A 26,549-nucleotide genomic window follows, 5' to 3' on the forward strand; every position below is an offset into this window, starting at 1 on the left:
AGCGGCACCGGGCCATCGGTGGGTTTATGCGTTTCCCATCCTGATTCTGGAGTGTATGAAGAGGCGGGACTTTCTGAAAATCGCGACCGGTTCGGCTGGCGGTGCCGCGGCCGTCGGAGCAGCCGGTGCGCAGTCGTCTCCGTCCTCGTCAGCCGTCCTGCAACAGGAGGGTAACAACTCCACAGCCAACGGCACGACGACGGGCAACGGCACAGAGGGCAACAGCACGGCCACGTCCGGTGGCGGCGGTGGCGGCACCACCAAGACCGTCGCAGTCGGACCCAATGGTCAGAACGTATTCGAACCGGCCACCGTCTACGTCGCGCCCGGTGACACCGTCAAGTGGGTGTGGGAAGGAGAAGGCCACAACGTCCACGCGACCGGTGTCCCGGACGAAGCCGACTGGAGCGTGCAGACGGAGATCGTCTCACCGCCGTTCGAGTACGAGTACACGTTCGACGGGCCGACCGGCGAGTACAACTACGTCTGTGACCCCCACGCCTCCGTCGGCATGGAGGGCACCGTCGTCGTCAACGAGTCCGGCGCTCCGCCGGAGGGCGAAGGCGGTGGTGGCGAGTCGCGGACACCCCACGAGATGGGCGTGCCGTTCCAGGCCCACTTCGTCGGTATCGCCACCATTCTCATGATGATCGTGAGTCTGGTGTACACGTTCTTCGTGTTGAAGTACGGCGAGTCGCGCCACGCCAGCGCACCGAACAAAGAATAATGTCATCCAAAGGCTCCAACTACGGCGACATCCACCGGTACGAACCCGCCAACGAGAGCACCGCGGCGATGATCACCATCGTCTTGCTCACCATCGTCGAGGTGGTGTTCGTCGCGCTGTTCACGTGGGGACTCGTCACCGGCCTCGGCACCGACCCGGTCGGCAACATGTACCTCGGGTTCCTGCTCGCGGCCATCTTCATCGACCTCTCGTTCATCCTCATGCTGTACCGCAAGGAGTTCCTCCCGGACGTGATGATCGTGAAGAAGCGCCGCCGGAAGTGGGAGGACCTCTACATCCGTGAGGACCAGGCCGACGGGACGTCGATGGTCGGGGACACGGTCGAACAGTTCAAGAAGGCGGTCTACCCGTACATGAGGAAATAACACTATGTCAGATAAGTACCCAGAGAGCTCGGGGCGTCGCCGGTTCGTGAAGGGTGTCGTGGGGAGTGCGACCCTCGCCGGCGCCGGCACGGCCGGTGTCGCGGCCCTCGACAGTGTCACGAACCCGAGCGGTGCCGGCGGTGGCCCGGTCGAGTACTACGCCGTGGAGAACGTCGCGGGTCCGGCACCGAGAGGGATGCCGATGGTCCCGCTCGAAATCGACGACGAGGGGTTCGTTCGCGGTATCTACCCCGAAGTCCAGAAAGTCGAACAGAAGGGCGAGACCGTCGAGGTCGCCCGCGAGGAAATCGGCGGCATCGAGTACAGCCCCGACTGGTTCCAGTACTGCGGCGTGCAGGGCTACGAGGGAGTCGACCCGGGCTACGACGGTGACAACTACTTCCGGTACTCGAACACGGGCTACGATTGGCAGCCGACCTCGGGCCGTGTCAACGTCGAGGACTTCCAGGACTACGACACCTGGGAGAACGACTACGGCGACGCCGGCATCGGGAAGCCTGCGAAGGCGACGTGGCGCTCCCAGAACACGGAGAACACGATGCCGATTCAGATTATCCGTAGTTCCATCATCGAGGACAAAATCGAGTCCGAGAGCGGCGAGGTTGTCGACTGGCTGGACGCCGCCACGCAGGACGGCTTCATGGCCATCCTGAACAAGTGCACGCACTTCTGCTGTGCGCCGAGCGGCTTCCGGACGTCCAGTTACGGCGGAGCCGATGACAAGATCTACTGTCAGTGCCACCAGTCGATCTACGACCCGTACAGCATCGTGAAAAAGAGCTTCGTCGCGTTCGCGCGGCCGGAGAACTGACAATGAGTGTCGAACGCAAAGACGAACACGACCACGAAGCCTGGATTCAGGAGAAAGACCTGACGCCCATCGAGAGTACGTTCCTCACGGTGCTGGTCTGGCTGGACCGCCGCATCCGCATCGTCGACTACCTGGAGCTGCTGGAGACGCTGTACTACCGCGTCAACCTCCAGATGCCGAAGAGCCACACCGAACAGTACAACCTCGACAACAAGTTCTGGTACTGGTACCCGCTGTACTCGCTGGGGTTCTTCTCGACGTTGGCGTACGTCGTCGCGGCGATCTCCGGCGCACTGCTGGGGTTCTACTACTCGCCGTCCGCGGCCGCCGGCACGGCCAACATCGAGGGCGCGACGGTCGCGTACAGCACCGTCGCCGCCATCATGACGGACCTGAACTTCGGGTTCTTCCTCCGGTCGCTGCACCGGTGGGCCGCGCAGGTGATGACCGCCGCGGTCTTCCTGCACATGCTCCGCGTCTACTTCACGGGCTCGTACAAGGAGCCGCGCGAAGTGAACTGGCTGATCGGCATCGTTCTGCTCAGCCTGACGATGGTCTTCGGGTACACCGGTTACCTGCTCCCGTGGGACCAGCTGGCGTACTGGGCGGGACAGATCGGCGTCGAGATGAGCCTCTCCATACCGTTCGTCGGTGAGTGGGTGGCACAGCTCATGTTCGGCGGCTTCTCGCTGGGCCAGGCGACGCTCCAGCGGATGTACATCCTCCACGTGTTCCTGCTCCCGTTCGTGGTGACGACGGTCATCGCCATCCACCTCGGGCTGGTGTGGATGCAGGGCATCGCGGAACCCCACTGACAATGACAGACGACAACCAATCCGAGGAACCTCGGACCGACGGCACGGGCATCGTTCCGCCGGACGACGAGACTCCGACGTGGCGCGAGCGCAAGGAGCGCACGACGGGGCTCTCCCGGCTGACCTACGAGTACTTCGAGCGCTCGCGACGCGAGGATCAGAACCTCCGTCAGGAGTCCGACTACGTCGAGCGTGACGTGCTGGCGTTCCCGACGTGGCCCCACGAGCTCGTGCGCAACCTCGCGCTGACGAGCTTCTTCGTCGGGATGATCATCTTCCTGGCGGCGACGCTCCCACCGCACCTCGGTGACCCGGCGAACCCGAGCGTGACGCCGAGTATCATTCTGCCCGACTGGTACCTCTACTGGTCGTTCGGCCTGCTGAAGCTCGGCCCGCTGAACCCCGAGCTCGCCATCCTCGGCGGCGAGAAGCTGCTCGCCGACCGGACGTACGGCGTGCTCGCGAACGTCGTCGTGGTCGGCTTCATCGCCATCGTGCCGTTCCTCAACAAGGGGAGCGCTCGCCGACCCGTCGAGCAGCCGTTCTGGGCGTCCGTCGGCGTGATGGGCGTGGTCTTCGCGTTCACCATCAGCGCGTACTCCGCGAAGAACCTCATCCCGCTCGACCCCCACCTGCTGTTCGACCTGACGTTCCTGCTGCCGCCGCTCATGGGCGCGCTCGCGTACCCGCTGCTGAAGTCGATGCGCGAGGGGTACATGTACGACCTGAACCGGCGGTACTACAAGCTGCGGCCGCCGAAGTAAGCGGTCCGTCGGAGACCCGTCGGTTTCCGCGACATCACCGTTCCTCGTTTTGCCGTCCTGTTCCGTCACACTGTCCCCAGTCGAGTCGCTCGTGTGCCTGTGTACTCTCGGCCACCGTCCCCGATGCGCCAGTCTGGGCAGTGGTTCCGCCGCAGTAAAGTAGCCTGCAGCCCGAGTCCCGAGAGATGGCAGACGACTCCCGCGGCCGCGAGGTCGTCGTCCCGGAGCGACTCTACAAGACCGTGACGGTGTTCTCGACGCTGTTCGCAATCGTCGCGGTCGTCCTCGGGTTCGTCGCCCTGGACGCGGCGACAGACACTGGGTCGGCGGCCCCGGAGGAAGTGAGCGTGCCGACGGCCGCACTCGGTGTCGGACTCATCGCCGCGGGCGGCGTGGTGTACGCGTTCGCGTCCCGGTTCCGGGCTCGCGGAATGGTAACGGATAAGAACAGCGACGACGAAACATCCGATAATGGCTGACGAGTTTGCGAAGGGACTTGGCCTGTTGACGGGTGCGGGCCTGGTCTGGATGGTGCTCGCGGGCTGGTACAAGACGCCGAGTTTCGCCGGCGGACAGCTGACCAGTTCGGTCCCGAGCGAACTGACGATGTACGACCAGCTGGCCGTCGTCCTCCTCGAGGGGATGTTCTGGCTGGCCATCTTCGGCGCGCTGTTCTTCTGGATCGGCGTTCCGCTCGGCCGCGAACTGCACGCGAAGTACAGCGGCGAGTAACTGACGTCCGTTCTTCCGACAATCTCGTCCCGAGTAGCTGCTGCGCCGGCCAACCCACTGACGGTCTGGGCTGAGGTCAGCGATAGCTATCGGCGGAGCGGGCGATAGAGCGCGACCGGACGGTCCACGGTTACCAACTTCCACCGCTGAAGGGGCCACAGGCAGTACAGACCGTCGAAAAGGCGCGAGGAGACACAGCCGACGCACTACTGTGTGGCGACTGCGGCGTGGAGTTCGCTCGGAGAAAACGAGTGCGAACGGTGTCGGGCCGCGAGAGACCTCAGATGACCTGCGTCCAGTACGGCTTGATGAGGTAGAACACGCTGATGAAGGCGACGTAGAGGAACGTGAACGTGGCTGCGACGAGCGCGCCCTTCGGCCGTTCCAGTCCGTGGCCCTCGCGTGCTTCGACTTTCCGGGCCTCGAACTCGAAGAGGTCCGCGATGTACATACTGAGGACGAGCGTCGCGAGCACCATCCCCGAGTGGTGGTGGAGCGTGAGGTAGTAGAACGTCGAGAGCACGAGCCCCCACGTCGTGAACGAGTGGAAGGGATGCCGGGAGATGGCGTCAGCGCCGTCCTCGGCCTGCTTGACGTGCTGACCGTGCGCGACCCGGCGGCTCACGAAGTTCAGCAGGACGAGTGCCAGTAGCACGAACTCGATGTAGGGCGCGACCAGTGTGTCGAGAGGCCCGAAGAGCGCGACCGAGGGGTCTACCATGTGCGGGTTTCGGTGTGTCGCGGTATTATGTCTTTTCCAATCGCTCAATCGGGCCGCGGCGGGCGGCGCGTCGCCGGCACGACAGCGACTCGCAGCGGCTCGCCCCAGGTGAGCGCGACCGGGTCGTCGACGGCGAGCGTCCCGTGTGTTCGGCCGTCGACGTGGAGTTCGACACTGGTCTCGTCGCGGGCGACGGTGACCGACAGCGGGGGCGCGACCACCCAGTTGGTGCGGTCGACGCGGAACGGCGAGATGGGGACGACGCCGACGGCCGGCACATCGGGTTCGAGGCGTGGACCACCGGCGTCCGTGGCGTACCCCCGACTCCCGGTGGGAGTGGCGGCGACGACGCCGTCCGCGCGCACCGAGTCGACGCGGCGGTCGCCGGCGTCGACGACGAACTCGGATATCTTCGCGGGTTCGGTGGTCGCGAGGGTGACGTCAGCGAGCGCTCGCGCGGAGACGCCGGGAGCGTCGACGGCCAGCGTCGGCCGGTCGACGGCGGAGAAGTCGCCAGCGGCCAGCGACGCGAGCGCGGGCTCGACGTCCGCGCGGGCGACGCCGCCGTACTCGCGGCCGGCATCGACTGGCAGGAGCGGAGCCGGCGGGTCGACAGCGGCGTCCAGCAGTGGGTCCTCGCCGAGCGCAGCGACGACGTCGGCGTCGGCCGGGTCGACGACCGTCCCGCCGGCGTCCCTGACGGCGTCGGTCGCTTCGCCGGTGTCGTCGCCGACGACGGCGACCCGCGTCGTCACCGCGACCACCCGCCGGTGGGTGCAGTCACCGGATTCTCCGCGCGGGGCGACCCGTCGGTCGGCGTCCGTGTCATCGGTGAGACTGCGGCGCGGCAGTCACAAAAACCCCGCGGGCGCGAGGTGGCTGGGCGAGGAGTCGGCTCGGTCAGTACGGCCAGTCGCCGGTGATCTTCATGCCCTCGGCGAGATCTTCGTCCTCGAGGGCGGCGGCGATGTCAGCCTCGCTGGCGTGCGCGACGGCGAACCCGTCGTCGGCGAGGCGGACGGCGAGGTCGGTGAGGAGGACTGCCTGCTCCCGGAAGTTCCGGACTTCGAGTTTCTCGAGCGTGTCGGCGTACGTGTGGCCCCAGCCGCGGCCGGCACCGCCGGTCTCGCTGGCGACGTGGTAGCCGGGGACGCCGTGCTGGACGTACTCCCAGTGGTCGGAGTGCGGGCCGAGTTTCGGCGTCACGGAGACCGGGTGTCCGAAGTCATCGCCGACGCCGCGCGCGGCGTCCGCGAGCGCGTCGAAGCCGTGGGCGTAGAACTTCAGCGTGCGGCCGCGGACGACGCCGTCGAAGTTGAGAACGGCACGCACGCTGGCGAGGTCGCGTTCGTCGGCGTCGTGGGCAGCGCCGACGAGGCCGACTTCCTCCGCGCCGTAGCAGACGAAGTGGATTCTGGTGTCGAGTTCGTCCTCGCGGGCCGCGAGCGCGCGAGCGACTTCGACGACCATCGCTGTGCCGGCACCGTTGTCCATCGCGCCCTCGGCGATGTCGTGGGCGTCGACGTGGCTGGTGACGAGCAGCTCCTCGTCGGTGTCGGGGCCGAGCGTCGCGTGGACGTTCTGGCTGGTCGCGTCGTGGACGTCGGCGTTCACCGAGACGGTGACCTCGTCGCCCTCGAAGCGCCGCGAGAGCCGGGCACCGACTTCCCGGGAGACGCCGACGGCCGGGATGTCGCCGATAGGGGCGTCCGAAGTACCGACACTGCCCGTCGGCGGCAGACAGCCCTCGACGTGGTTCTCGTAGACGAAGGCTGCGGCACCGGCCTCGACGGCGTGGTAGTACTTCTCCCGGCGGTGGAGGTAGCGGTCGTACCAGTCGGGGACGTCCGATGCGACCATGACGACCTTCCCGTCGAGGTCGGCGTCCTCGAAGTCCTCGGGGAGGCCGTGGCCGAGGTCCACGAACTCGCCGGCTGCGTCACCGCTGGGACTGCGCGGAAGTGCGATGGAGTCCTCGACGCCGGCGGGCGTCTCGACGCCGCTGTCGCCGCGCGTCCAGCCCTGAATGTCGAACTCGTCGAGCCAGGCGTCGTCGGCGTGCTCGGCCAGCGCGTCGCGCGTGGCCACGGCCGCCTCGCGTTCGCCGTCGCTGCCCGCCATCCGGTTGCGGACGTCGACGAGTCGTTCGAGGTGGGTCCAGCCGGTGTCGCTCGTGAAGGTGTCACCGATCCAGTCAGCCATGGCTGGCCAGACGAGGAACGTCCGCTAAGAAGTTGTGGAAGAGGAACCACCGCTGGCTCCCCGAGCCGACAGCCGGGTTACAGCTCGTCTTCGTCTTTCAGACCCGCGATGACGTCGTCGACCAGGTCGTCGACGTTGTCGTAGGGGAACTCGGCGCGGCTGGAGAGCTTCGTCGCGAGCTCCATCGCGGTCCAGGACTGGCCGCCGGCCTCGAAGGACGTCGACGGGCCGTTCGGGAGCGCGGGCACGAGACCCATCTGGTTCTTCACGGGGTAGTCGGCGTTCGAGAACGCCTCGGTGAGTTCCTCGCGGAGTTCGGCTTCGGTGTCGGACATGAACGGTACGTCTCCGGCGTCCGGCAAAAGGGTTCTGGAACCCCGAACCCCGGGCGTGGAGTTTCCCGGCCGCAGTCCCCGTAGCGCCGTCCAGCCTACCGGGACGCGGGCCTTTATTGGGTCGCGATAGCCTGTCACACGTATGGCCGTCGACTTAGACCTGCTGCGGGAACTGACCGAGACCAGCGGCGCGCCCGGCCACGAGGAGCGCGTCCGCGACGTGGTGCGCGCCCACCTCCCGGACGACGTGGAGGAGGTCCAGACGGACGCGATGGGGAACCTGATTGCGACCGTGGAGGGCAGCCAGAACCCAGACTTCGAGGTGCTGGTGCCCGCGCACATGGACGAAATCGGATTCATCGTGAAGCACGTCCACGAGGACGGCTTCGTGCAGGTGGACGCGCTCGGCGGCTGGGACCCCCGGATTCTGCGGGCCGAGCGCGCGACCGTCCACACCGACGACGGCGACATCCCGGGCGTCATCGGGTCGCCGCCGCCACACATCGAGGACAACCCCGACACGCGGGACCGCGACGAGATTCGGGACGTCTTCATCGACGTGGGGCTGCCCGCCGACGACGTCGGAGACCACGTACAGGTCGGTGACGCCGTGACGCTCTCACAGCGTCTGGAGCCAGTGGGAGACCTCGTCACCGCGAAGGCGCTGGACAACCGCGTGAGCGTCTACGAGCTGCTGAAGGCCGCCGAGCGCGCGTCGCCCGACGTCACGGTTCACTGGGTCGCGACCACGCAGGAGGAGGTCGGGCTGCGGGGTGCGGAGGCGCTCGGCCCGGACATCGAACCCGACCTCGTCCTGAACCTCGACACGACGGTCGCCAACGACATCCCGCAGTTCGTCTACGAGGAAGACTACGTCACGGAGGTCGGCGAGGGCGCGGCGGTGAAGTTCAAGGACGGCGTCGTCATCCCGAACCCGAAGGTCGTCGACCACCTCCTCGACGTCGCCGACAGCGAGGGTATCGACCACCAGCGCGAGGTTCTGGGCGCGGGCGGCACCGACACCGGTCCGCTCCAGCGCACCCACGGCGCGACGCCCGTCGGCGCAATCTCCACGCCCACCAGATATCTCCACACGCCCGTCGAGGCCGTGCACACCGACGACATCGAGCACGTCGTCGACCTCACGGCGGCGTTCGTGACGAGTCTCGACGGCAGCGAGGACTTCACGCTCTGAGCGGACCACCTGCTCGCGTCCCCGGGGAGTCAAACCAAAGTATTCAGTACCCGTGATTCCCTAGCGGACGGCATGAACTCCGAGAACGACGGCGACGACGGGCAGGTGTCCCGGCGGAGCGTCATCCGTGCCGGCGCGGCCGCGGCCGCTGCGACCGCCGCGACTGGCACCGCAGCCGCCCAGGAGGAAGGCGGAGACGGCGAGGGAAGCAGCAGCGGGGAGAAAATCGTGAAGGTTGGGCCGAACGGCCAGAACATCTTCGACCCCGCAGAGCTCTACGTCACTCCCGGGACCACGGTGCGGTTCGTCTGGGAGGGCAGCGGGCACAACGTTCACGCGACGGAAGTTCCCGGTGACGCCGAGTGGAGCGCGAAAACCGAGATAACGGGGCCGCCGATGGAGTACGAGTACACGTTCGACGGGCCGATGGGCGAGTACAACTACGTCTGTGACCCCCACGCTTCCGTCGGCATGGAGGGCACCATCATCGTGACCGACAGCCCACCGGAGAACGAGGGCTACCAGACTCTCGTCCCGGACTCCGCGAAGACCCTGGCCGTCGCGGCGGTCGGGTCGATGACGTCCGTCCTCGGCATCGCGTACTTCTTCATGAAGTACGGCGGCGACTACGACGGCGAGTTCGAGGAGTAACGGCCGGCCGCCCGCACCGTTCGCTCGACACCGCTGGCCCGGACGCTACCGCGTCTCCACGTGGAGGTCGACCGGACGGCGCTGCCCTTCGAGGTCGGCGACGACGCGTTCGACGACGCGTTCGCCCTCCTCGGTGATTTTCTCGACGACGCGCTGGGCGACCCAGTCGAACGACGCGAACATCGGGAGGTCGAGGACGCCCCTCGCGCTCCCGGAGTCGTAGGTCACGACCAGCGAGACTTCTGCGCCGTCTTCGGCCGCTTCGACGAGCCACTGGCCGCTGGCGTCCAGCGTCCCAAGGACTTCCCAGTCGATGCGGTTCGGTTCGTCCGTGTCCGCCACGCGGGACCGGAAGGTGTGCGAGAGCTTCCACCACGAGAACGTCAAGTCGTACTCCGTGCCCGCGCTGCCGTCGCCGTGCTGCCGGACCGAGTCGAGGTACTTCGAGTACCGCGCGTACCCGGGAAAGTTCTCGAGGAACGCGTACGCCTCCTCCGGAGGCACGCGGACGTCGGTGGTGACTTCGAGGGTGTCCACGCTGCGTCCCAGGGCCGCCGGCAGTATAGTCGTACCGCGACACTTGTGTTCCTCGCCCGTCAATCAGTGACGATGACCGAGCGAGTCGCAGTGGTCGGCGGCGGGCCCGCCGGCCTGATGGCAGCCACGTACACGGCCCGCGCCGGCCTCGACACGACGGTGTTCGACGGCGGTGAGTCGATTCTCGCGCGGAACGCCCACCTGGAGAACGTTCCGGGGTTCCCTGCGGGCGTGAACGCGCGGTCGTTCCTCGACGCCACCCGCGAGCAGGCCGCCGACGCCGGCGTCGGCTTCGTCGACGAGCACGTCGCGTCCGTGGCCGGAGACCGACCGTTCACCGTCGAGACCGAATCCGGCGCGGCGCACGCTGCCGAGTTCGTGGTGGCGGCGTCTTGGCCGGACACCAGCTACCTCGACGGCTTCGACGTCGAGCGCGTCCAGCGCGGGTCGAAGACGATGCTGGTCGCCGACCGCTTCGCGCGCCTCGACGTCGACGGTCTGTACGCCGCCGGTCGCGTCGCCCGCCAGTACCACCAGGCGGTCGTCGCGGCCGGCCACGGCGCGACGGCGGGGCTCACCGTCGTCGAGGACAGCGACAGGGCGTACTACCACGACTGGGTGGCACCAGACGGCTACTTCACGGGCCGAGGACGTGACGTTCCTCCGGGAACGGAGGAAATCGGCGAGGAGGAACGCCGGCAGCGCGAGCGTGAGAGTCTCGAAGCACTCGATAGTCGCTCACCCGCCGACCCACCGAGCCAGCACCCGAGTGTCGACGACGAGTAGCCGAACGTTCTTCTGTGAGGGCGGGACCACCGCCGTCCGTGACGTGACCGCCGACGCCCGGCAGTCCGCGGGAGCGCGACCCGCTGTCGGGCAGTCCGGGAGTCGGTAGCTGCCGCCGCTCCGCCGGGGTCGCCTGTCAGCCCACTCCCGCCAGCGTCTGCCATCGCCCCGATTTAAGTCCTCACCCCACAGACTCACAGGGGAATGCTCTCCGGAGTGAACGTCGCCCTCGGCGTGACGGGCAGCATCGCGGCGGTGAAGGTCGTGGAGCTCGCCCACGAGCTGCGCCGCCGCGGCGCGAGCGTACGAGCCGTTGTGACCGAGAGCGCGCAGGGAATCGTCCACCCGTGGGCGGTCGAGTTCGCGACCGACGCGCCGGTCGTCACGGAAATCACGGGGAGCGTCGAGCACGTCAAACTCTGCGGCCGCGACGGCTGGGCGGACGTCTTCCTGATTGCGCCGGCGACTGCGAACACCGTCGGGAAAATCGCGGCCGCCGTCGACGACTCACCGGTGACGACGACCGCCACCACCGCGCTCGGGGCGGGCGTCCCGGTCGTCGTCGCGCCGGCGATGCACGAGCCGATGTACGACCACCCGGGCGTCCTCGACGCCATCGACCGCGTGGCGTCGTGGGGCGTGGACTTCGTCGACCCGCGCGTCGAAGAAGGAAAGGCGAAAATCGCCAGTGAGGAGGCGATAGTCCTCGCAGCCGCGCGTGCCGCCGGTGACCGCCCGCTGGACGGCGAGCACGTCGTCGTGACCTCGGGCGCGACGAGCGAACCCATCGACCCGGTGCGCGTGCTGACGAACCGGTCCTCGGGGAAAACCGGTCGCGCCGTCGCCGCCGCCTGCTACGTCCGGGGTGCCGACGTGACGCTCGTCCACGGCGACGGCGACGTTCCGTACGCCGACGTGTGCGACGTCGAGACGGCCGCGGAGATGACGGCGGCGACACTCGACGCCTGCGAGGACGCCGACGCCCTCGTCTCCGCGGCCGCCATCAGCGACTACACCGTCGAGCCGAGCGAGGAGAAGATTCGCTCCGGGCGGGAACTCACGCTCGACCTCCAGCCGACGCGGAAGCTTCTGGACGCCGTTCGCGACGAATACCCCACTCTCCCGATAGTCGGCTTCAAGGCGGAGACGTCGGGCGAGGACGACGCGATGGTCGAGGCAGCCCGCGGCATCCTCGACCGAAGCGCGCTCTCGTTCGTCGTCGCGAACGACGCCAGCGTGATGGGCGGCGACGAGACGCGCGCGCTGTTCGTCACGGCCGACGACGCCAGCGAGTTCGTGGGCGACAAACAGGGGCTCGGGCGGCGAGTCGCCGGCGAACTCGCCGACCGCCTCTGAGGACGGGGCGCTGCCACCGGACCGCGCGCGTCGTCCGGTACGGTTCACGCGGCTCCCACAGTGTGTCACCGCCACTCCTCGAACGTGATGCAGCCAGAGCAACCCTCACGGGGCGAAACCGGCCGACAGCCGGGGAAACCGAAGGTATCATCATCGGTCACCGCCACCTGCCGAACACGACAATGACGACAGCTACGCGGCCGCCCGACGGGGTGCGGCCCGAACCACCGGAGGTGAGAGATGTCGGGGGCTGACCTGCTCGTCCCGGTCGAGGACTCCGTGTCGCTCAGGCAGACGGTCGCGCACGTCGCCGAGCGCGCCCGGGACGCCGGCGTCCCGGTGACGCTACACTTCGTCTGCCCGATCTCCGAGCGTCCGGTCGGCGGCGGGGACAGCGAGGTCGCGGGCGACGCCGAAGCGTTGCTCGACCGCATCGAAGTGTGGGCCGAGGAGGACCTCGGGGAGCACAGCGAGGACGTCTCCGTGGTGACTAGCGTCGTCGGGGCCGACGTGTACCTGTTCAATCCCGGCGACTACGCAGACGTGCTGGTCGCGTACGCGCGGCGGAACGGCGTCGATACCGTCGTCCTCGACCCAGAGTTCAATCCGCTCGGCATGGCACCGCTACTGCCGCCGCTGGAGCGCGAGCTGGAGGCGGCGGGTCTGAACGCCGAACTCGCACCGGTAGAGCGCGCGACCCGGCGCGGGCCGCTCACGCGGCCGGCCGGCCTCGACCAGTTCGTGTTACTGTTCGCGTCGACGTTCGGCTTCTACCTCCTGATTGCTGGCGAGCTGACCGTGTTCAATGTTGCGACCGGGGCGGTCACGGGGACAATCGTCGCCGCGCTGCTCCGGCGCATCACTACTCGCGGGTCCGTCGACCTGCCGGGGTTAGCTGGTCGCCTCGGTCGGATGGCGCTGTACGTGCCGTACCTGCTGTGGGAGATCGTGAAAGCGAACATCAGCATCGCGAAGGTTGTGCTCCACCCGCGGCTCCCCATCGACCCGAAAGTCGTGGAGTTCGACGCCGCGGTCTGGTCTGAGCTCCCGGCGACGACGCTCGCGAACAGCATCACACTCACACCGGGGACCCTCACCGTGGACGTGACCCAGCGACACTTCACCGTCCACAGCCTGACGACGGGGTCGCGGTCCGACCTGCTGGCGGGCGGCCTGGAGCGCGCCGTGCGGTTCGTCTTCTACGGGCGTGCAGCGATGCGGCTGCCGACCCCAGCCGAACGCGGCGAGACGATGGACGGCAGCGTCGACGGGGCCCGCAGCGACGACGCCGACGAGGTGCAGGCGGCCATCGAGCGCGTCGAATCCGACACCGGGGGTGGTGAAGAGTGAGCCTCGTCCCCGATATTCTGCTGGCCGGTGCGGGCGCGTTCATCCTCGTGTCGCTGGTCGTGCTCTACCGGGTGCTCGACGGACCGACGATGCAGGACCGCGTCATCGCGGTGAACGCCATCGGAACGAACATCGTCGTCATTCTGGCGCTCGTCGGCGCGGCGACGAACACGCCGGCGGCCCTCGACGTCGCCATCGTGTACGCGCTGTTGAACTTCCTGATGAGCATCGCCATCTCGAAGTTCACGGTCGAGCGGGGTGGTGTGCTGTGACGCCGACGGAGATTGCGGTGGCAGTGCTGGTCGCGGGCGGCGTGTTCTTCACGTTCGTCGCTGGCGTCGGGCTGCTCCGACTGCCGGACATCTACACGCGCACGCACAGCGCGTCGAAGAGCGACACGCTCGGCGCTGGGCTGGCGCTGGCGGCGGTCGGTGTGACGTTCGGTGCAGACCTGCCGACCGTGAAGGCCGGACTGCTCGTCGTGTTCATGTTCATCACGAACCCGACCGCGGCCCACGCCATCGCGCGGGCCGCAGCCGACCAGGGTATCGAGCCGTGGACCACCGAGGACGAAGGAGGTGAGGCCGAGTGAACATCGAACTGCCGCTGCTGGCGTTCGTACTCGCTGCGGCACTGGCGACGACCGTTCTCCGGGACGTGCTGGCGTCCATTATCGCGTTCGCCACGTACAGCCTCGGTATCGCGGTCATCTGGGTGGTGCTGCAGGCACCGGACGTCGGCCTGACGGAGGCCGCCGTCGGTGCGGGCGTGACGACGGTGTTGTTCCTGCTCACCATCGCGAAGACGGTGCGGCCGTCCGGCGAGCGCGTCTTCGAGCGGCTGGACCTGCCGGCGCTCGGCGTGTCCGTCGTGCTCGTCGGCGTGTTGTTGCTGACACTCGGCGGACTCCCGGAGATAGGGAACCCGGACACCGCCGTGCTCACGTCTGAGGTGACGACGTACTACCTCGAGAACGCGTACACGGAGGCCGGCGTGAAGAACGCCGTGACGGCCGTGCTCGCGTCCTACCGCGGGTTCGACACGCTCGGTGAGGCGGTCGTCGTCTACTCGGCGGGCGTCGGTCTGCTGGTCGTGCTCGGCAAGGAGGTGTTCGCATGAGCCAGTCGAAGTCCGACGCGAGCGCGACGGACACGACCGCGACGCCGTCGTACGTCGAGAGCTCCATCATCATGGCGACCGTCCGCGTGGTGTCGCCGTTCGTGTTCACGTACGGCCTGTTCGTGATGTTCCACGGCGCAGACTCCGCGGGCGGCGGCTTCCAGGGCGGCGTCATCGTCGCCACCGTGATGTTGATGCTGGGAATCGCGTTCGGCATCGACCCGCTCCGGGAGTGGGTCGGTGAGTCGACGCTGGTAGGGGTCATCGTCGGCGGCGTCGCGGCGTTCCTCGCCGTCGCCGTCGGCACCGTCGCACTGGGCGGCTCGTTCCTCGACTACCACGCGCTGCCCATCCACCACGCCAGCAAGTACGGTATCGAGACGGTCGAGCTGTTCATCGGCGTCATCGTGGCAGGTACCATCACGGGCCTGTTCTTCGCGATCGACGCCGGCAAGGAGGGCGACGACGAATGATAGAGACACTCGCAGCCAAGGACTACTACGTCGCGACGTTCCTGCTGCTCGGCATCGGAACGTACGTGATGATTGCGGCCGGTAACCTCGTGAAGAAGGTCATCGGCATGAACATCTTCCAGACGGGCATCTTCCTGTTCTTCATCGCGTCCGCGTACGTGGAGGGCGGCACCCCTCCGATACTGACAGTCGAGGGGCCGCACGTCAGCCCAGTGCCGCACGTGCTCATCCTGACGGCTATCGTCGTCGGGGTGGCGCTGACGGCGGTCGCCCTCGGCATGATCGTCCGCATCTACGCGGAGTACGGGACACTGAACGAGGACACGCTCCAGGAGGTGCGTCACAGTGAGTGACCTCGTTCCGTTCGCGGTCGCGGTCCCCATCCTTGGGTCGCTGGTCGCGTTCGCCGCGGGCGTCCTGCGGTCGAAGAGCGGGTGGGCGGTCGCCGTCGCGGCGTCCGTCGCCCAGCTCGCCGTCGCGGGCACGCTCGCGGCGTCGGCGTTCGGCGACGGCCGCATCGAGTACGTCGTCGGCGGCTTCGAGGTGCCGTACGGCATCGAACTCGTCGTCGACGGGCTGTCCGCGACGATACTCGTGCTGGTCGCCGCCGTCTCGCTGGGCGTGCTCGCGTACGCTCGGCGCGCTGGACCGCGCTCGAACGCGTTCTACGCGATTTACATGCTGCTGGTCGCCGGGCTCTCCGGGATGACCATCACCGGCGACCTGTTCAACATGTACGTCTTCCTCGAAATCACGGGGCTGGCGGCGTACGCGCTCGTCGCCAGCGGCGACCGCGGCCGGTCGGCGGTCGCGGCGCTGAAGTACCTGCTCGTCGGAACGGTCGGCGCGTCGCTGTTCCTGCTCGGCATCGGGTACGCGTACATCGGCACCGGCACCCTGAACATGGTCGACCTCGGTCAGAAGCTCGCGGAGAGCGCGGCCGTGGACCCGACGCTGGCGCAGGCGGCGTTCGCGCTCATCGTCGTCGGCCTCTTCATCAAGGTCGCCGTGTTCCCGCTGCACACCTGGCAGCCGGACGCCTACGCCGGCGCGCCCGACACCGTCAGCGCGCTCATCTCCGCGCTCGTGTCGACGGTCGCGGCGTACGCGCTGTTGCGCGTCGTCTACACCGTCTTCGGCACCGGCTTCCTCGACGCGAACCCGGTCGCCCACAGCATCCTCCTCGGCGGCGCGGTGATCAGCATCGTCGTCGGCAGCCTGCTGGCCGTCTCACAGAACGAGGTCAAACGCATGCTGGCGTACTCCTCAGTCTCCCAGTTCGGGCTCATCGTCGCGGCAATCGCCATCGGGAACGGCACCGCACTCGTCGGCGCGACCATCCATCTGGTCGGACACGCCGTGATGAAGGGCGGGCTGTTCCTCTCTGCGGGCCTGGTTGCGACCGAGACCGGCGCGCGAACCGTCGACGAGTTCGACGGGCTCGTCGAGCGCAGCCCCGTCGGTGCGGGCGCGTTCGGAGTGCTCGTCGTCTCGATGGTCGGCGTTCCGCCGACCATCGGCTTCGCGGGCAAGTGGTACGTCGCCCTCGGCGCAGTCGAGGCGGGCGCGTGGTCGCTGCTGGCGGTCATCGTCGCCAGCACGCTGCTCACGCTCGCGTACTTCGGCCGGCTCGTCGAACGCATGTTCTTCCGCGAGCCGGACCCCGAGTCCGCCACCAAGCGGGCCGGGGCGACGAACGCGACCGAGAACGCGGACGCCGTCGCCGACGGCGGCCCGCGCAGCGCGTCCCCCGGCATGTACGCGACCGTCGCCGGCGCGGCGGTGCTCGCCGTCGCCCTCGGGTTCGCCGCGTTCGGCTACGGCGACCACCTCCAACCGACCATCGACACCCTCCTGCTCTCGCCATGACTGACATCACATCACTCCGGCCGCTCGCTGCGGTGCTCGCTCCGGCGGTCGCCGTCGCGCCCATTCTGGCGTCCGGCGCTCGCCCGAATCTCAGGGAGGCCTGGACCGTGCTCGCGTCCGTGCTGACGCTCGGGCTCGTGGCGAGCATGGTGCCGGCCGTCCTCGAGGGCGACGTCTACGTCACGGAACTCGGAACGCTGCTCCCGTACGTGGACCTCGCGCTGCAGGCCGACGCCCTCGGCGTGCTGTTCGGGCTGCTCGCGAGCACGCTCTGGCTCGCGACCAGCTTCTACAGCATCGGCTACATGCGGGGGCTCGACGAACACAGCCAGACCCGCTACTTCGCGGCGTTCGCGGGCAGCGTCGCGTCCGCCGTGGGCGTGGCGTTCGCCGCGAACCTCGTAATGCTGTACCTGTTCTACGAACTGCTGACGGTCGCGACCTACCCGCTGGTCGCCCACGACGAGACCGACGAAGCCAGGGCCGCGGGCCGGAAGTACCTCGCGTACACCTTCGGCGGCGGCGTCGCCGTCCTCGGTGGCATCCTGCTGGTCGTCCACCTCACCGGGACCGTCGGCACCGCGACGACGGCGTTCGCGCCGGGCGGCATCCCCCTGCTCGCCGAGGCAGCGTCCGCGGACCCGGCGCTCGCGAAGGCGGCGTTCGCGCTGCTCGTCGCCGGCTTCGGCGTGAAAGCGGCGCTGATGCCGCTGCACTCCTGGCTCCCGGACGCGATGGTCGCGCCGACGCCCGTCTCCGGGCTGCTGCACGCCGTCGCGGTCGTCAAGAGCGGCGTGTTCGGTATCGCGCGCGTCCTTCTGGAGGTCTTCGGCGTCGACGTCGTCGCCATGCTCGACGTCGGCACGCTGCTGGCGGTCGTCGCGGCGTTCACGCTCGTCGTCGCGTCCGTCATCGCGCTCCGACAGGACAACCTGAAGCGCCGGCTCGCGTTCTCCACGGTGAGCCAGCTCTCGTACATCGTTCTCGGGCTGGCCGTGGGCGCGGCGGCCGCACCCAGCGAGGCGACGAAGTGGGCGCTCATCGGCGGACTGCTGCATATCCCCGCCCACGCGTTCATGAAGCTCACCCTGTTCTTCTGCGCGGGGGCGTTGCACGTCGAGACCCACACCGACGACATCTCGGACATGGCGGGCATCGGCAAGCGCATGCCGCTGACGATGGGTGCGTTCGCCGTCGCGGCCGCCGGGATGGCCGGCATCCCGCTGGTCGCCGGGTTCACGAGCAAGTACTTCCTGCTCATCGGTACCGTCTCGGCCGGCAACGTCGTGTTCACGGCTGCGCTGCTGGTGTCTGGCGTGCTCAACATCGCGTACTTCTGGCCGGTCGTCTACACCGCGTTCTTCGAGTCGCAGGGCGACAGCGACGAGAAGCCCCTGCTCTCGGGCGTGTTCGGCGGCCGGTTCGGTCGCGCGGCTCGCGCCGACGGCGGCCACGACGACCACGGGCCGTTCGAGCGTCGCGCGCCGAACGGTGCCGAGGGGTCGTGGTTCGTCGTCGCGCCCATCCTGTTCGCGGCCGCTGGCTCCGTCGTACTCGGCGTCGCGCCGGACGCAGCGGTGTTCCTGCAGGTCGTGCGTGAAATCGTCTCGAACGCCACGGCGATGGGGGTGGTGGTCTGATGGACGCCATCGTCCCGCCGTTCGTTCCGGTGTTACTCGCCGCGGTCCTGCTGCCGTTCCTCGGCCGTCGGACCGGGCACGCGCTCGGCGCGCTCGCGTCGGCGGCGGTCGTGCCGTACGTCTGGCTGGTCTCCGAGGGCGTCTACTTCCAGACCCAGCTGTTCGGGTTCGACGCCGTGCTGTTCAACGTCGACCCGTTCTCCACGCTGATGGGACTCATCTTCGGCTTCATCGGTGCCGCGGGCGTGCTGTACTCGTACGCGAGCGACGCCGACAATCTCCAGACCGCGTTCGCGCTCGGGTACGTCGGCACCAGTCTGGGCGCGGTCTTCGGCGGGGACTGGCTCAGCCTCGTCTTCTTCTGGGAGCTGATGGCCGTCACCAGCACGCTGCTCGTCTGGCACTACGGCGGGAAGGCCGTCCGCGCGGGCTTCCGGTACGCGCTCGCCCACGGCATCGGCGGGACGCTCCTGCTGGGTGCCGTCGTCTGGCACTACACCCAGCCGGGCGTCGACTCGTTCCTGTTCACCGGCGCGGGGCTCGCCGGCGACGTGGCACCCGTGCTCGCCGCCGTCGGCATCGGCGTCAACGTCGGCTTCATCGGACTGCACGCGTGGCTGCCCGACACCTACCCGCGGCCGCACATCGCCGCCAGCGTCTTCCTCTGCGTGTTCACCACGAAGACCGGCGTCTACGGCATGTACCGCGTGTTCCCGCAGGACGGCAACGTCGCCGTCGCCTACATGGGCGGCCTGATGGCCGTCTTCGGCGCGACGATGGCGCTGTTCCAGAACGACATGCGGCGGCTGCTCTCCTACCACATCCAGTCGCAGGTCGGGTACATGATCGCCGGCGTCGGCATCGGCGGTGCGCTCGCGCAGGCCGGCGCGTTCGCCCACGTCTTCAACCACATCCTCTACAAGGGGCTGCTGTTCATGACGGCGGGCGTCGTCGTCTACCGCACCGGCGAGGAGAGCCTGAAGAAACTCGGCGGCCTCGCCCGGGAGATGCCGATTACGGCGGGTGCGTTCAGCGTCGCGGCGCTGTCCATCGCGGGGTTCCCCGGGTTCAACGGCTTCGTCTCGAAGGGCATCGTCATCTCCGCGAGCCACTACTCCTTCGAGAAGGGGCCGCTCGTGCTCGGTGAGTTCTACACGCTCGAACTGCTGCTCCTGCTCGGGGGCGTCGGGACGTTCATGTCCTTCATCAAGTTCGGTTACTACGCGTTCTTCCACGGCAGCTACGACGGCTCCGTGAAGGACGCGAACCGCGGGCAGTCCGTCGCGATGGTGGCCGTCGCCGCGCTCTGCGTGTTCTACGGCGTCTTCGACGGCGCGCTGTTCGCCATCCTTCCGTACGACGTGACGAGCGAGGCGGTCGTCCACCACGTCTACCACACGTACACCGTCCCCCACATCGGCGAGGGGGTCGCGCTGGCCGTCCTCGGCCTCGTCGGGTTCGCGCTCGTGAAGAAGCCGCTGTCGGGGCTCGGGCGCGTTCCGGACGTCGACAACCTCTACAACCCGGCGCTGTTCTACGGCACGCGCTGGCTGGTCGTCGGCGTCACCGAGCTGTACGCCGCCGTCGACCGCGTCGTCGTCCGGGGCGCTGCGGTCACCGCCGGGTTCGTCCGGTCGCCCGGTGACGCCACCGGCCGCATGCTCGGAGACGAACGGCTCTCGCTGCGGGCGGACTACAGCACGAGCATCCTCCTGGTCGCCGTCGTGCTTGCCGTGCTCGTCGCCGCCAGCGTCACCCTGTAGGCGGCTGACATGCCCGATTCGTTCCGTCACCTTTTCGTCCGGCGGCGAGTATTCCCTGCATGGATAGGCTCAAGCAGTCCCTGCTCGACGCGCCGATCATCGAGAAGGACGGCTACCACTACTTCGTACACCCCATCAGCGACGGCGTCCCGATGCTGGAGCCGGAGCTGCTGCGGGAAATCGTCATCCGAATCATCCGGAAGGCCGAACTCGACGAGGTCGACAAGATCGTCACGCCGGCCGCGATGGGCATCCACATCTCCACGGCGGTCTCCCTGATGACCGACATCCCCATCGTCGTCATCCGCAAACGCGAGTACGGCCTCCCCGGCGAGGTCGCGCTCAGCCAGCAGACCGGCTACTCGGAGAACGAGATGTACATCAACGACGTCCACGAGGGCGACCGCGTGCTCGTCCTCGACGACGTGCTCTCGACGGGCGGGACGCTGCGAGCCATCACGGACGCCCTCGAACACATCGGTGCCGACGTCGCGGACGTGGTCGCCGTCATCAAGAAGGCGGGGCCGAACGAGCTCGACGACACGGACACGAACGTGAAGACGCTCATCAACGTCGACGTGCAGGACGGCGACGTCGTCATCGCGGACGCGGAAGGCGACGGATAACGGAGCCTGCGCGGGTCCCGGTGTGGCGGACTCGGCGCAGACAGCCGGTACTGACGGACCCGGCGGGACTCGCGGACGGCAGACGCCTTTTCCTCCGCCCCGTGCTACACTGGGACGGCTATGTCTTCGGCACTACTAGTCGTGAGCGAAGAGGGATACTGGGGCGAAGAGTGCGTGGAGCCGCTGACCACGCTGGACGACGCGGGCTTCGACGTGACGGTCGCGACGCCGAGTGGCGGCCCCGCCGTCCTCGACGAGCGCTCGGTCGACCCCGAGGAGGTCGACGAGGAGACCGCGGAGTGGGTCCGCGACGTTCACGAGAACGACGACCGACTGAACGACCCGGAGCCGGTCGCCACCGAGGAGGCCGCCGACTACGACGCAGTCGTGTTCCCGGGCGGCCACGGCACCGCGTGGGACGTCAATCAGGACGAGGACGCACGGCGCATCCTCCGGAACGCGGTCGCCGGCGACAGCGGGAAGGCGCTCGTCGTCTGCCACGCCGTCGGCATTCTCGCGTGGACGCGGACTGACGACGGCAGCTTCCTCGTCGACGGGCGCTCCATCACCGGCTTCCCGAACGCCTGGGAGGAAGGCATCGTCGACGACCTCGGCCGGATGCCGGACGGCCGGAAGCTCCCGTACTGGGTCGAGGACGAAGTGAAGACGGCGGGGGCCGACTGGGACGCCGAACTGGACGCCGCCACCAGCGTCACGGTCGACGGCGACCTCCTCACGGCCCGTGGGCCCGGGTCCTCTGCGGCTGCCGCCGAGACCCTGCTGGACGAGCTGGACGTGTAGGGATTTCTCCCACACGGCGGCCGAATCAGAACCCTTAACTGTAAAACCGGGTTACGATGGAGTAGCGGGATGGGATAGCCAGGAGATTCCGCCGGGCTCATAACCCGGAGATCGGTAGTTCAAATCTACCTCCCGCTACTTCTGGCGTGCAACCGAACGCGGAGGGTCGTCTCCACGTTCGTTACCATCTGTAGTTCGGGTGTAGATTTGAACGAGAGAGCCGAGCGTCAACGAGGCTCGCTCGTTCGAATCTGTCGCCTGCTACGTCTCTGCAATACACTTCCTGAGCGCCGCTTCCGTCCGACGCCTCCCTGACAGTCTGTCGTCCGTCATCGGGTAGCGGGACGGGCGACAGCGAACCCGAAAGCGTTTGACGAGTCACGCCGACGGTTCCAGCAATGGAGTACGGCGTGGTCGTCCGGTGGTGGCTGTTCTTCCAGGTGTTGCTCGTGGCGGGGCTCCCGCTTGCGGCGCGCCTGCTGCCGAACGCGCCGGACCGCGGTGCGTCGGTCGCGATGCCGCTGTCACTGGTCGTGGTGACGCTGGCGACGCTGTGGGTCGGCCAGGTCGCGTTCGGGCAGTGGGTGGTCGTCGCGCTGTTCGTCCTCTTCCTCGCGCTCTCGGCGTGGCTGGCGCGGGGCGGCGTCGAGGTTGACGCGCGGCCGCTCGCGGAGGTCGTGGCGGTGTTCACGGTCGCGTTCGTGTTCCTCGTCGCGGTTCGAGCTGCCGCCGACGGCGTCCACCCGTACGGCGGCGAGAAGTTCCTCGACATGGGGCTCGTCCAGAGCCTGCTTCGGGGCGACAGGCTGCCGCCGCAGGACATGTGGTTCGCGGGCGAGCGCGTCGTCTACTACTACGGCGGCCACCTGATGACTGCAATCGGGGCGCACCTCACCGGGACCGAGGGCCGGTTCGCGTACAGCCCGGCGCTCGCCGGGTTCTACGCGATGGCGGTGACGGGCGTGTACGGGCTCGCCGGGACGATAGCGACGCGGTTCTGGGACGGCGACGAATCCGAGGCGGACGGCGGGCGAGTGCAGGCGGTGACGGCGCTCGGTGCGGCGGGCGTTGCGTTCGCGGTCGTCCTGCTCGCGACGGGCGTCCACTGGCTGCTGCTCGCGGTGCCAGCGGCGTTCGTCGTCGCGGTCGTCACGCGCTCGCGGCGGGTGCGGGCGGGTGTGCTCGCGGCGTTCGCGTTCGGGTTCGCGAGCAACCTCGTGACGCCCGTGCGGCTGCTCGCGTCCCGCAGCGACCTCGTCCGGGAGGCCGTGGCCGCAGCCGGCATCAAGTCGAGCCGGGAGCCGACCATCACGCCGGACGCCTTCGACTCGTGGGACGCGAGCCGAATCGTGGAGACTGGCATCAACGAGTTCCCGCTGTTCGCGTACCTGAACGGCGACCTGCACGCGCACATGATGAGCGTCGCCGTGCTCGTCCTCGCGGTCGCGGTCGGTCTGGCCTACTACCGGACGCCTGAGGGCGCTCGCCGTCGCCGGTGGGCGCTGCTGTTCGGCGGGTTCCCCGTCGCGGCGGCGGCCATCCTCGCGGTGAACACGTGGAGTTTCCCGTCCGTCGCCGGCCTCGCGATGCTCTCCGTGGCGCTCGCCGACCCCCCACCCGGGACGCTCCTTCCGGAGCGCGTGGCGCACTGGGGAGAACGGGACTCGGCGGTCGCGGCGGAACTCCAGCGGTACGCGCTGGCCGTCGTCGTCGCCGTGGTCGTCACCGTGCTGGGGCTCGCCGCGGCGTGGCCGTTCGTGCGTAGCGTGCTGCTGTCGGGCGCGAGCAACCAGACCCCGGCCGCGCTCCCAGAGCCGTCCCAGCTGGGCGCGTTCGTGCTCGCCCACGGCGTGTTTCTGGTGGCGTTTGCGGCGTATCTCACCGCACGGATTGCACGAACCAGACTGGGCTGGGCCGCGGCGGGGCTGGCGGCCTGGGGCGCGCTGCTGCTCGCGTTCTCGTTCGACCCCGTGGTCGGCGGGACCCGGGTCGGCATCGTCGCCGCGGTGCTCGCCGGGCCGCTGCTCGCCGCCGCGTGGGTGCTGCGGCGGCGCGACGAGGTCGGCTTCGAGGGCGTACTCGTCGTCGCGGGCGCTGGCCTCGTCGTGCTCGTGGAGTACGTCTACCTCGCCGACGCCGCCTCCTACGAGCGCTTCAACACGGTGTTCAAGGTGTACGCGCAGGTGTGGGCGCTCTGGACGATTCCCGCCGGCGCGGCGTTCGCAGCGCTCGCCAGCCGAGCGCCCTCGCGCTCTCACGCGCGGACGGTCGGCGGCACGGCGCTGGTGGCCGTGCTCGTCGTGTCGGCGTCCGTCTACGGCGGCCTCGCGCTCACCGCGCACTTCGGGAGCGCCGACGACGCGACCATCGACGCCTTCGAGCACGTCAACGACGAGCGGCCGGGCGAAGCGGCCGCTATCGAGTGGCTGCACGACAAGCCGGGACAGCCGCACATGGTCTCCGCGCCGGGCGTCGAACCGTACTCCTGGCAGAACCCGGCGTCGAGCCTGACCGGCATCCCCACGGTCGCGGGCTGGGTCCACGAAGCGAACTACCACAGCCAGGCGGCGTGGGACCAGCGCGTCAGCGACGTCGGCGTCGTCTACGAGACGACGGACGCGGCGTCGCGGGCGGCGCTGCTCTCGAAACACGAGGTGCGGTACGTCTGGGTCGGCCCCGTCGAGCGCGAGCGCTACGACGTGGCGCGGATGGCCGACGAGCCCGGTATCAGTACCGCGTACGCGACGCCGACCGTGGTCGTCTACGAGGTGAACCAGACGGCGCTGACCGAGTACAGAACTTAGACCGCGAGGTCGCCGGCGCGCTTCACGACGGTCACGTCCTCGGCGTCGACGGCGGTGACATCGAGCCAGTGGGGGACGTAGTTGCGCTTCTCGTAGTCCTCGAGTTCGTCCTCGTCGCCGACCACGCACCACAGCTGGACCTCGTCGGGGCCGTGCCAGTCCCCGTTGCGGGTGACCTGGAAGACGTGCTGCTCCTCGCCGTCGACCTCGACGATCCCGTCCCGGCGGATGCCAGGGTCGCCGTGGATGATGAGCCGCTCCATGCGCCCGGCTTCGGCGTAACGCGGATTAAACGCTTCGAAGCCCCCCTGCGACGGTGCGCCCGAACCAGTACGCGGGATGGGCGGCGACGACGAGCAGCGGCAGCCACGCGACGAGCAGGAGCGTCGGACCGACCACGGCGACCACCACGAGAGACGGTGCGAGGACTGCGGCGAGCCGCCGCCAGCGGCTCGCGGGGTCGCTCTGCCGGGATGCACCGACCACGACGAACGCGCCGAGTTGCGCGACGAGGCTGCCGGCGATGACCGCCTTGCGGGCGGTCGGTACCGCGACTGCCGGGTGTGTGAGTGCGCCGACGGCGGCACCGAGCGCAGCGAGCGCGACCGGCGTACCGACCGCCGCTACCGCGAGGGCGCGTATCGTTCGGAGCCGCCCACTGGCTGCGAGCGCGCCGACCGCGACGGCGGTGAGCGCGGCGAATAGCGCAGCGGCGATAGGGAACTCAAAATACGTAGAGACCGCGCCGGACGCGACGAGCGTGACGGCCGCGGCCCCGCCAGCAGCCGCGACGACGGTGCCGGCTCGGGCGGAACCGACGGTCGGCACGCGCGTGCCGACCGCGCGCGTCGACCACAGTAACCCGGCGAGCACGACCAGCGTCGGCGCGAGCACGATAGCGGCGTACCGGAGGAACGCGGGGCCGGTGTCGACGACGAGGGCGACCTGCGTGGCGGCGGTGGCGACGAGGCCGCCGTCGGTCGCGTACGCGACGACTGCGTCATCGATGTGGTCGCCGCTCGTCCACGCGGTCACGGGCGCGTCTGCGGGACCGTGCGTGACAACGTGGGTCTTGGGTGCGTGCAGGCGGACGGCGTCGGCGTCGACTTCCCAGCCGGTGGGTCTGCCGTCGGCGAAGGCGTCGACGACGACCACGCCGCCCGGCGAGGTGTGTGCGACGCCGGGCGCGTCGTACTCGATGGTGACGCTGTCGCCACTGGCTTGGAGTGTCGCGTCGGCCGGGACTGGCGCGACGCCGTCGGTGACGCTGGGGTCGTCGCCGGCTGCGAGTTCGGCGAGGACGGCGTCGGCGTTGGCGGCGACCCAGTCGGCGTCCCGTGACCCGACAGTCACGTCGACGGCGGCGCGCGCACTCCCGTTCGCTGCGACGTGAACGTCCCTCGTGGACGCGTCGACCGTGACGTCGCCACCGGCTGCTGTCGCCGCGTCCTCGAAGGTCGGTCCGCAGACCCCGCAGACGTCCGCAGGCGGTGGTGCTGCAGCGGCCGGTGCACCGACACCGAGTGTGAGCGCCGACACGGCGAGCGCGACGGCGGCAAGTGTACTGGGGGAGGGCAGGCTCGTTGCGGGACGGAGCGAACCCGAGCGGCTGGTGGACACGGGCGTCAAGTCGCGGCGAACTGACAAAAGTACTGGCCTCGCCATCGACACCGCGGACCGGCTGCCGTCCGCCGAATCGAATCGAGGACACCGACGCCACCGAACCAAACGGATTTTAAACAGCCGAGTATTATCGACGGGTAACAGAGCTGATTCCGCCTATGGAGATGCCACGCCGATTCAACAGCTACTGCCCGAACTGTGACGAACACCACCAACTCGAGGTCGAGAAGGTCCGTTCCGGCCGCTCGTCCGGCATGAAGTGGGACGCTCGCCGCACGAAGCGCGCGAACGCCTCCATCGGGAACCACGGCCGGTTCTCGAAGGTGCCGGTCGGCAACAAGCCGACGAACCGGACGAACCTCAAGTACCGCTGCAGCGAGTGCGGCAACGCACACCTGCGCGAGGGATGGCGCGCCGGCAAACTGGAGCTTCAGGAGTAACT

At 68.6% G+C, this 26,549-nt stretch carries 31 protein-coding genes and 1 tRNA gene; 25 read left to right on the forward strand and 7 right to left on the reverse strand.

Translation table 11 applies throughout. The features are described from left to right. Window positions 1-55: 55 nt before the first annotated feature. From BMW35_RS04680 to BMW35_RS04710, 7 genes are all read left to right on the forward strand, one after another. The gene (locus BMW35_RS04680; RefSeq protein WP_089668222.1) at window positions 56-727 is read left to right on the forward strand and encodes a plastocyanin/azurin family copper-binding protein; all 672 of its coding nucleotides are present in this window, start codon (window positions 56-58) and stop codon (window positions 725-727) included. Continuing rightward, window positions 727-1,113 carry a DUF7318 family protein gene (locus BMW35_RS04685; protein WP_089668223.1) on the forward strand — a complete coding sequence of 129 codons (387 nt, stop codon included), beginning with the start codon at window positions 727-729 and terminating at the stop codon, window positions 1,111-1,113. The genes BMW35_RS04680 and BMW35_RS04685 overlap by 1 nt, the downstream gene beginning before the upstream one ends. A gap of 4 nt (window positions 1,114-1,117) precedes the next feature. Continuing rightward, window positions 1,118-1,945: a Rieske 2Fe-2S domain-containing protein gene (locus BMW35_RS04690; RefSeq protein ID WP_089668224.1), complete on the forward strand. Its 828-nt coding sequence runs from the start codon at window positions 1,118-1,120 to the stop codon at window positions 1,943-1,945. A gap of 2 nt (window positions 1,946-1,947) precedes the next feature. Beyond that, on the forward strand, window positions 1,948-2,760 hold the full coding sequence (locus tag BMW35_RS04695; protein ID WP_089668225.1) for a cytochrome b: 813 nt from the start codon (window positions 1,948-1,950) through the stop codon (window positions 2,758-2,760). Between the two features lie 2 nt (window positions 2,761-2,762). After that, window positions 2,763-3,524: a cytochrome b family protein gene (locus BMW35_RS04700; protein ID WP_089668226.1), complete on the forward strand. Its 762-nt coding sequence runs from the start codon at window positions 2,763-2,765 to the stop codon at window positions 3,522-3,524. Window positions 3,525-3,709: 185 nt separating this feature from the next. Further along, the gene (locus BMW35_RS04705; protein WP_089668227.1) at window positions 3,710-4,003 is read left to right on the forward strand and encodes a DUF7315 family membrane protein; all 294 of its coding nucleotides are present in this window, start codon (window positions 3,710-3,712) and stop codon (window positions 4,001-4,003) included. Beyond that, a complete protein-coding gene (locus BMW35_RS04710; protein WP_089668228.1) occupies window positions 3,996-4,256 on the forward strand; it encodes a DUF7314 family protein in 261 nt (86 codons plus the stop codon). The genes BMW35_RS04705 and BMW35_RS04710 overlap by 8 nt, the downstream gene beginning before the upstream one ends. A 280-nt stretch (window positions 4,257-4,536) precedes the next feature. On the opposite strand, the gene BMW35_RS04715 is transcribed toward BMW35_RS04710, so the two are convergent. The 4 genes from BMW35_RS04715 to BMW35_RS04730 all read right to left on the reverse strand — a co-directional run bounded on the left by BMW35_RS04715 (window position 4,537) and on the right by BMW35_RS04730 (window position 7,514). After that, entirely contained in the window at window positions 4,537-4,977 is a 441-nt protein-coding gene (locus BMW35_RS04715; protein ID WP_089668229.1) for a DUF7313 family protein, read from the reverse strand. 44 nt (window positions 4,978-5,021) lie between these two features. Continuing rightward, a complete protein-coding gene (locus BMW35_RS04720; RefSeq protein WP_143052152.1) occupies window positions 5,022-5,732 on the reverse strand; it encodes an NAD(+)/NADH kinase in 711 nt (236 codons plus the stop codon). Between the two features lie 145 nt (window positions 5,733-5,877). Continuing rightward, complete coding sequence (locus BMW35_RS04725) at window positions 5,878-7,179, reverse strand: M28 family peptidase (protein ID WP_089668231.1); 1,302 nt, start codon at window positions 7,177-7,179, stop codon at window positions 5,878-5,880. A 77-nt stretch (window positions 7,180-7,256) separates the two neighbouring features. Beyond that, complete coding sequence (locus BMW35_RS04730; RefSeq protein ID WP_089668232.1) at window positions 7,257-7,514, reverse strand: MTH865 family protein; 258 nt, start codon at window positions 7,512-7,514, stop codon at window positions 7,257-7,259. A gap of 142 nt (window positions 7,515-7,656) precedes the next feature. Between BMW35_RS04730 and BMW35_RS04735 the strand changes: the two genes are divergently transcribed. Further along, entirely contained in the window at window positions 7,657-8,709 is a 1,053-nt protein-coding gene (locus tag BMW35_RS04735; protein WP_089668233.1) for a M42 family metallopeptidase, read from the forward strand. A 72-nt stretch (window positions 8,710-8,781) separates the two neighbouring features. Beyond that, on the forward strand, window positions 8,782-9,360 hold the full coding sequence (locus BMW35_RS04740; RefSeq protein ID WP_089668234.1) for a plastocyanin/azurin family copper-binding protein: 579 nt from the start codon (window positions 8,782-8,784) through the stop codon (window positions 9,358-9,360). Between the two features lie 45 nt (window positions 9,361-9,405). On the opposite strand, the gene BMW35_RS04745 is transcribed toward BMW35_RS04740, so the two are convergent. Next, window positions 9,406-9,897 carry an SRPBCC family protein gene (locus BMW35_RS04745; protein ID WP_089668235.1) on the reverse strand — a complete coding sequence of 164 codons (492 nt, stop codon included), beginning with the start codon at window positions 9,895-9,897 and terminating at the stop codon, window positions 9,406-9,408. A 72-nt stretch (window positions 9,898-9,969) separates the two neighbouring features. On the opposite strand from BMW35_RS04745, the gene BMW35_RS04750 reads away from it, so the two are divergent. From BMW35_RS04750 to BMW35_RS04820, 15 genes are all read left to right on the forward strand, one after another. Further along, complete coding sequence (locus BMW35_RS04750; RefSeq protein ID WP_089668236.1) at window positions 9,970-10,683, forward strand: NAD(P)/FAD-dependent oxidoreductase; 714 nt, start codon at window positions 9,970-9,972, stop codon at window positions 10,681-10,683. A 204-nt stretch (window positions 10,684-10,887) separates the two neighbouring features. After that, on the forward strand, window positions 10,888-12,039 hold the full coding sequence (gene coaBC, locus BMW35_RS04755) for a bifunctional phosphopantothenoylcysteine decarboxylase/phosphopantothenate--cysteine ligase CoaBC (protein ID WP_089668237.1): 1,152 nt from the start codon (window positions 10,888-10,890) through the stop codon (window positions 12,037-12,039). A gap of 240 nt (window positions 12,040-12,279) precedes the next feature. Continuing rightward, entirely contained in the window at window positions 12,280-13,389 is a 1,110-nt protein-coding gene (locus tag BMW35_RS04760) for a monovalent cation/H+ antiporter subunit E (protein ID WP_089668238.1), read from the forward strand. Next, the gene (locus tag BMW35_RS04765) at window positions 13,386-13,661 is read left to right on the forward strand and encodes a cation:proton antiporter (protein ID WP_089668239.1); all 276 of its coding nucleotides are present in this window, start codon (window positions 13,386-13,388) and stop codon (window positions 13,659-13,661) included. The genes BMW35_RS04760 and BMW35_RS04765 overlap by 4 nt, the downstream gene beginning before the upstream one ends. Next, on the forward strand, window positions 13,658-13,981 hold the full coding sequence (gene mnhG, locus BMW35_RS04770; protein WP_089668240.1) for a monovalent cation/H(+) antiporter subunit G: 324 nt from the start codon (window positions 13,658-13,660) through the stop codon (window positions 13,979-13,981). Before BMW35_RS04765 ends, mnhG begins: the two co-directional genes overlap by 4 nt. Next, a complete protein-coding gene (locus tag BMW35_RS04775) occupies window positions 13,978-14,508 on the forward strand; it encodes a DUF4040 domain-containing protein (RefSeq protein ID WP_089668241.1) in 531 nt (176 codons plus the stop codon). Before mnhG ends, BMW35_RS04775 begins: the two co-directional genes overlap by 4 nt. Beyond that, window positions 14,505-14,981: an MnhB domain-containing protein gene (locus tag BMW35_RS04780; protein ID WP_089668242.1), complete on the forward strand. Its 477-nt coding sequence runs from the start codon at window positions 14,505-14,507 to the stop codon at window positions 14,979-14,981. Before BMW35_RS04775 ends, BMW35_RS04780 begins: the two co-directional genes overlap by 4 nt. Further along, window positions 14,978-15,334 (forward strand): cation:proton antiporter subunit C, encoded by a 357-nt coding sequence (locus tag BMW35_RS04785; RefSeq protein WP_089668243.1) that lies wholly within the window; start codon window positions 14,978-14,980, stop codon window positions 15,332-15,334. The genes BMW35_RS04780 and BMW35_RS04785 overlap by 4 nt, the downstream gene beginning before the upstream one ends. After that, window positions 15,327-16,850 (forward strand): monovalent cation/H+ antiporter subunit D family protein, encoded by a 1,524-nt coding sequence (locus BMW35_RS04790; RefSeq protein WP_089668244.1) that lies wholly within the window; start codon window positions 15,327-15,329, stop codon window positions 16,848-16,850. Before BMW35_RS04785 ends, BMW35_RS04790 begins: the two co-directional genes overlap by 8 nt. Further along, window positions 16,847-18,490 (forward strand): proton-conducting transporter transmembrane domain-containing protein, encoded by a 1,644-nt coding sequence (locus tag BMW35_RS04795; protein ID WP_089668245.1) that lies wholly within the window; start codon window positions 16,847-16,849, stop codon window positions 18,488-18,490. The genes BMW35_RS04790 and BMW35_RS04795 overlap by 4 nt, the downstream gene beginning before the upstream one ends. After that, on the forward strand, window positions 18,490-20,253 hold the full coding sequence (locus BMW35_RS04800; RefSeq protein ID WP_089668246.1) for a Na(+)/H(+) antiporter subunit D: 1,764 nt from the start codon (window positions 18,490-18,492) through the stop codon (window positions 20,251-20,253). Before BMW35_RS04795 ends, BMW35_RS04800 begins: the two co-directional genes overlap by 1 nt. A gap of 59 nt (window positions 20,254-20,312) precedes the next feature. Further along, complete coding sequence (gene hpt, locus BMW35_RS04805; RefSeq protein ID WP_089668247.1) at window positions 20,313-20,879, forward strand: hypoxanthine/guanine phosphoribosyltransferase; 567 nt, start codon at window positions 20,313-20,315, stop codon at window positions 20,877-20,879. Window positions 20,880-20,999: 120 nt separating this feature from the next. Then, window positions 21,000-21,680 carry a type 1 glutamine amidotransferase domain-containing protein gene (locus BMW35_RS04810; protein ID WP_089668248.1) on the forward strand — a complete coding sequence of 227 codons (681 nt, stop codon included), beginning with the start codon at window positions 21,000-21,002 and terminating at the stop codon, window positions 21,678-21,680. 63 nt (window positions 21,681-21,743) lie between these two features. Then, a tRNA-Met gene (locus BMW35_RS04815) sits at window positions 21,744-21,818 on the forward strand. A 260-nt stretch (window positions 21,819-22,078) separates the two neighbouring features. Further along, on the forward strand, window positions 22,079-24,484 hold the full coding sequence (locus BMW35_RS04820) for a DUF2298 domain-containing protein (RefSeq protein WP_089668249.1): 2,406 nt from the start codon (window positions 22,079-22,081) through the stop codon (window positions 24,482-24,484). Here BMW35_RS04820 and BMW35_RS04825 read toward each other — a convergent pair. Beyond that, window positions 24,481-24,747 (reverse strand): HAH_0734 family protein, encoded by a 267-nt coding sequence (locus tag BMW35_RS04825; protein ID WP_089668250.1) that lies wholly within the window; start codon window positions 24,745-24,747, stop codon window positions 24,481-24,483. The genes BMW35_RS04820 and BMW35_RS04825 overlap by 4 nt on opposite strands. A 25-nt stretch (window positions 24,748-24,772) precedes the next feature. Further along, entirely contained in the window at window positions 24,773-26,104 is a 1,332-nt protein-coding gene (locus BMW35_RS04830) for a hypothetical protein (protein WP_177170771.1), read from the reverse strand. A gap of 161 nt (window positions 26,105-26,265) precedes the next feature. On the opposite strand from BMW35_RS04830, the gene BMW35_RS04835 reads away from it, so the two are divergent. Then, window positions 26,266-26,547: a 50S ribosomal protein L44e gene (locus BMW35_RS04835; protein WP_089668251.1), complete on the forward strand. Its 282-nt coding sequence runs from the start codon at window positions 26,266-26,268 to the stop codon at window positions 26,545-26,547. The last annotated feature ends 2 nt before the right edge of the window (window positions 26,548-26,549 follow it).

Source organism: Halobacterium jilantaiense (genome assembly GCF_900110535.1).
GTDB lineage: Archaea > Halobacteriota > Halobacteria > Halobacteriales > Halobacteriaceae > Halobacterium > Halobacterium jilantaiense.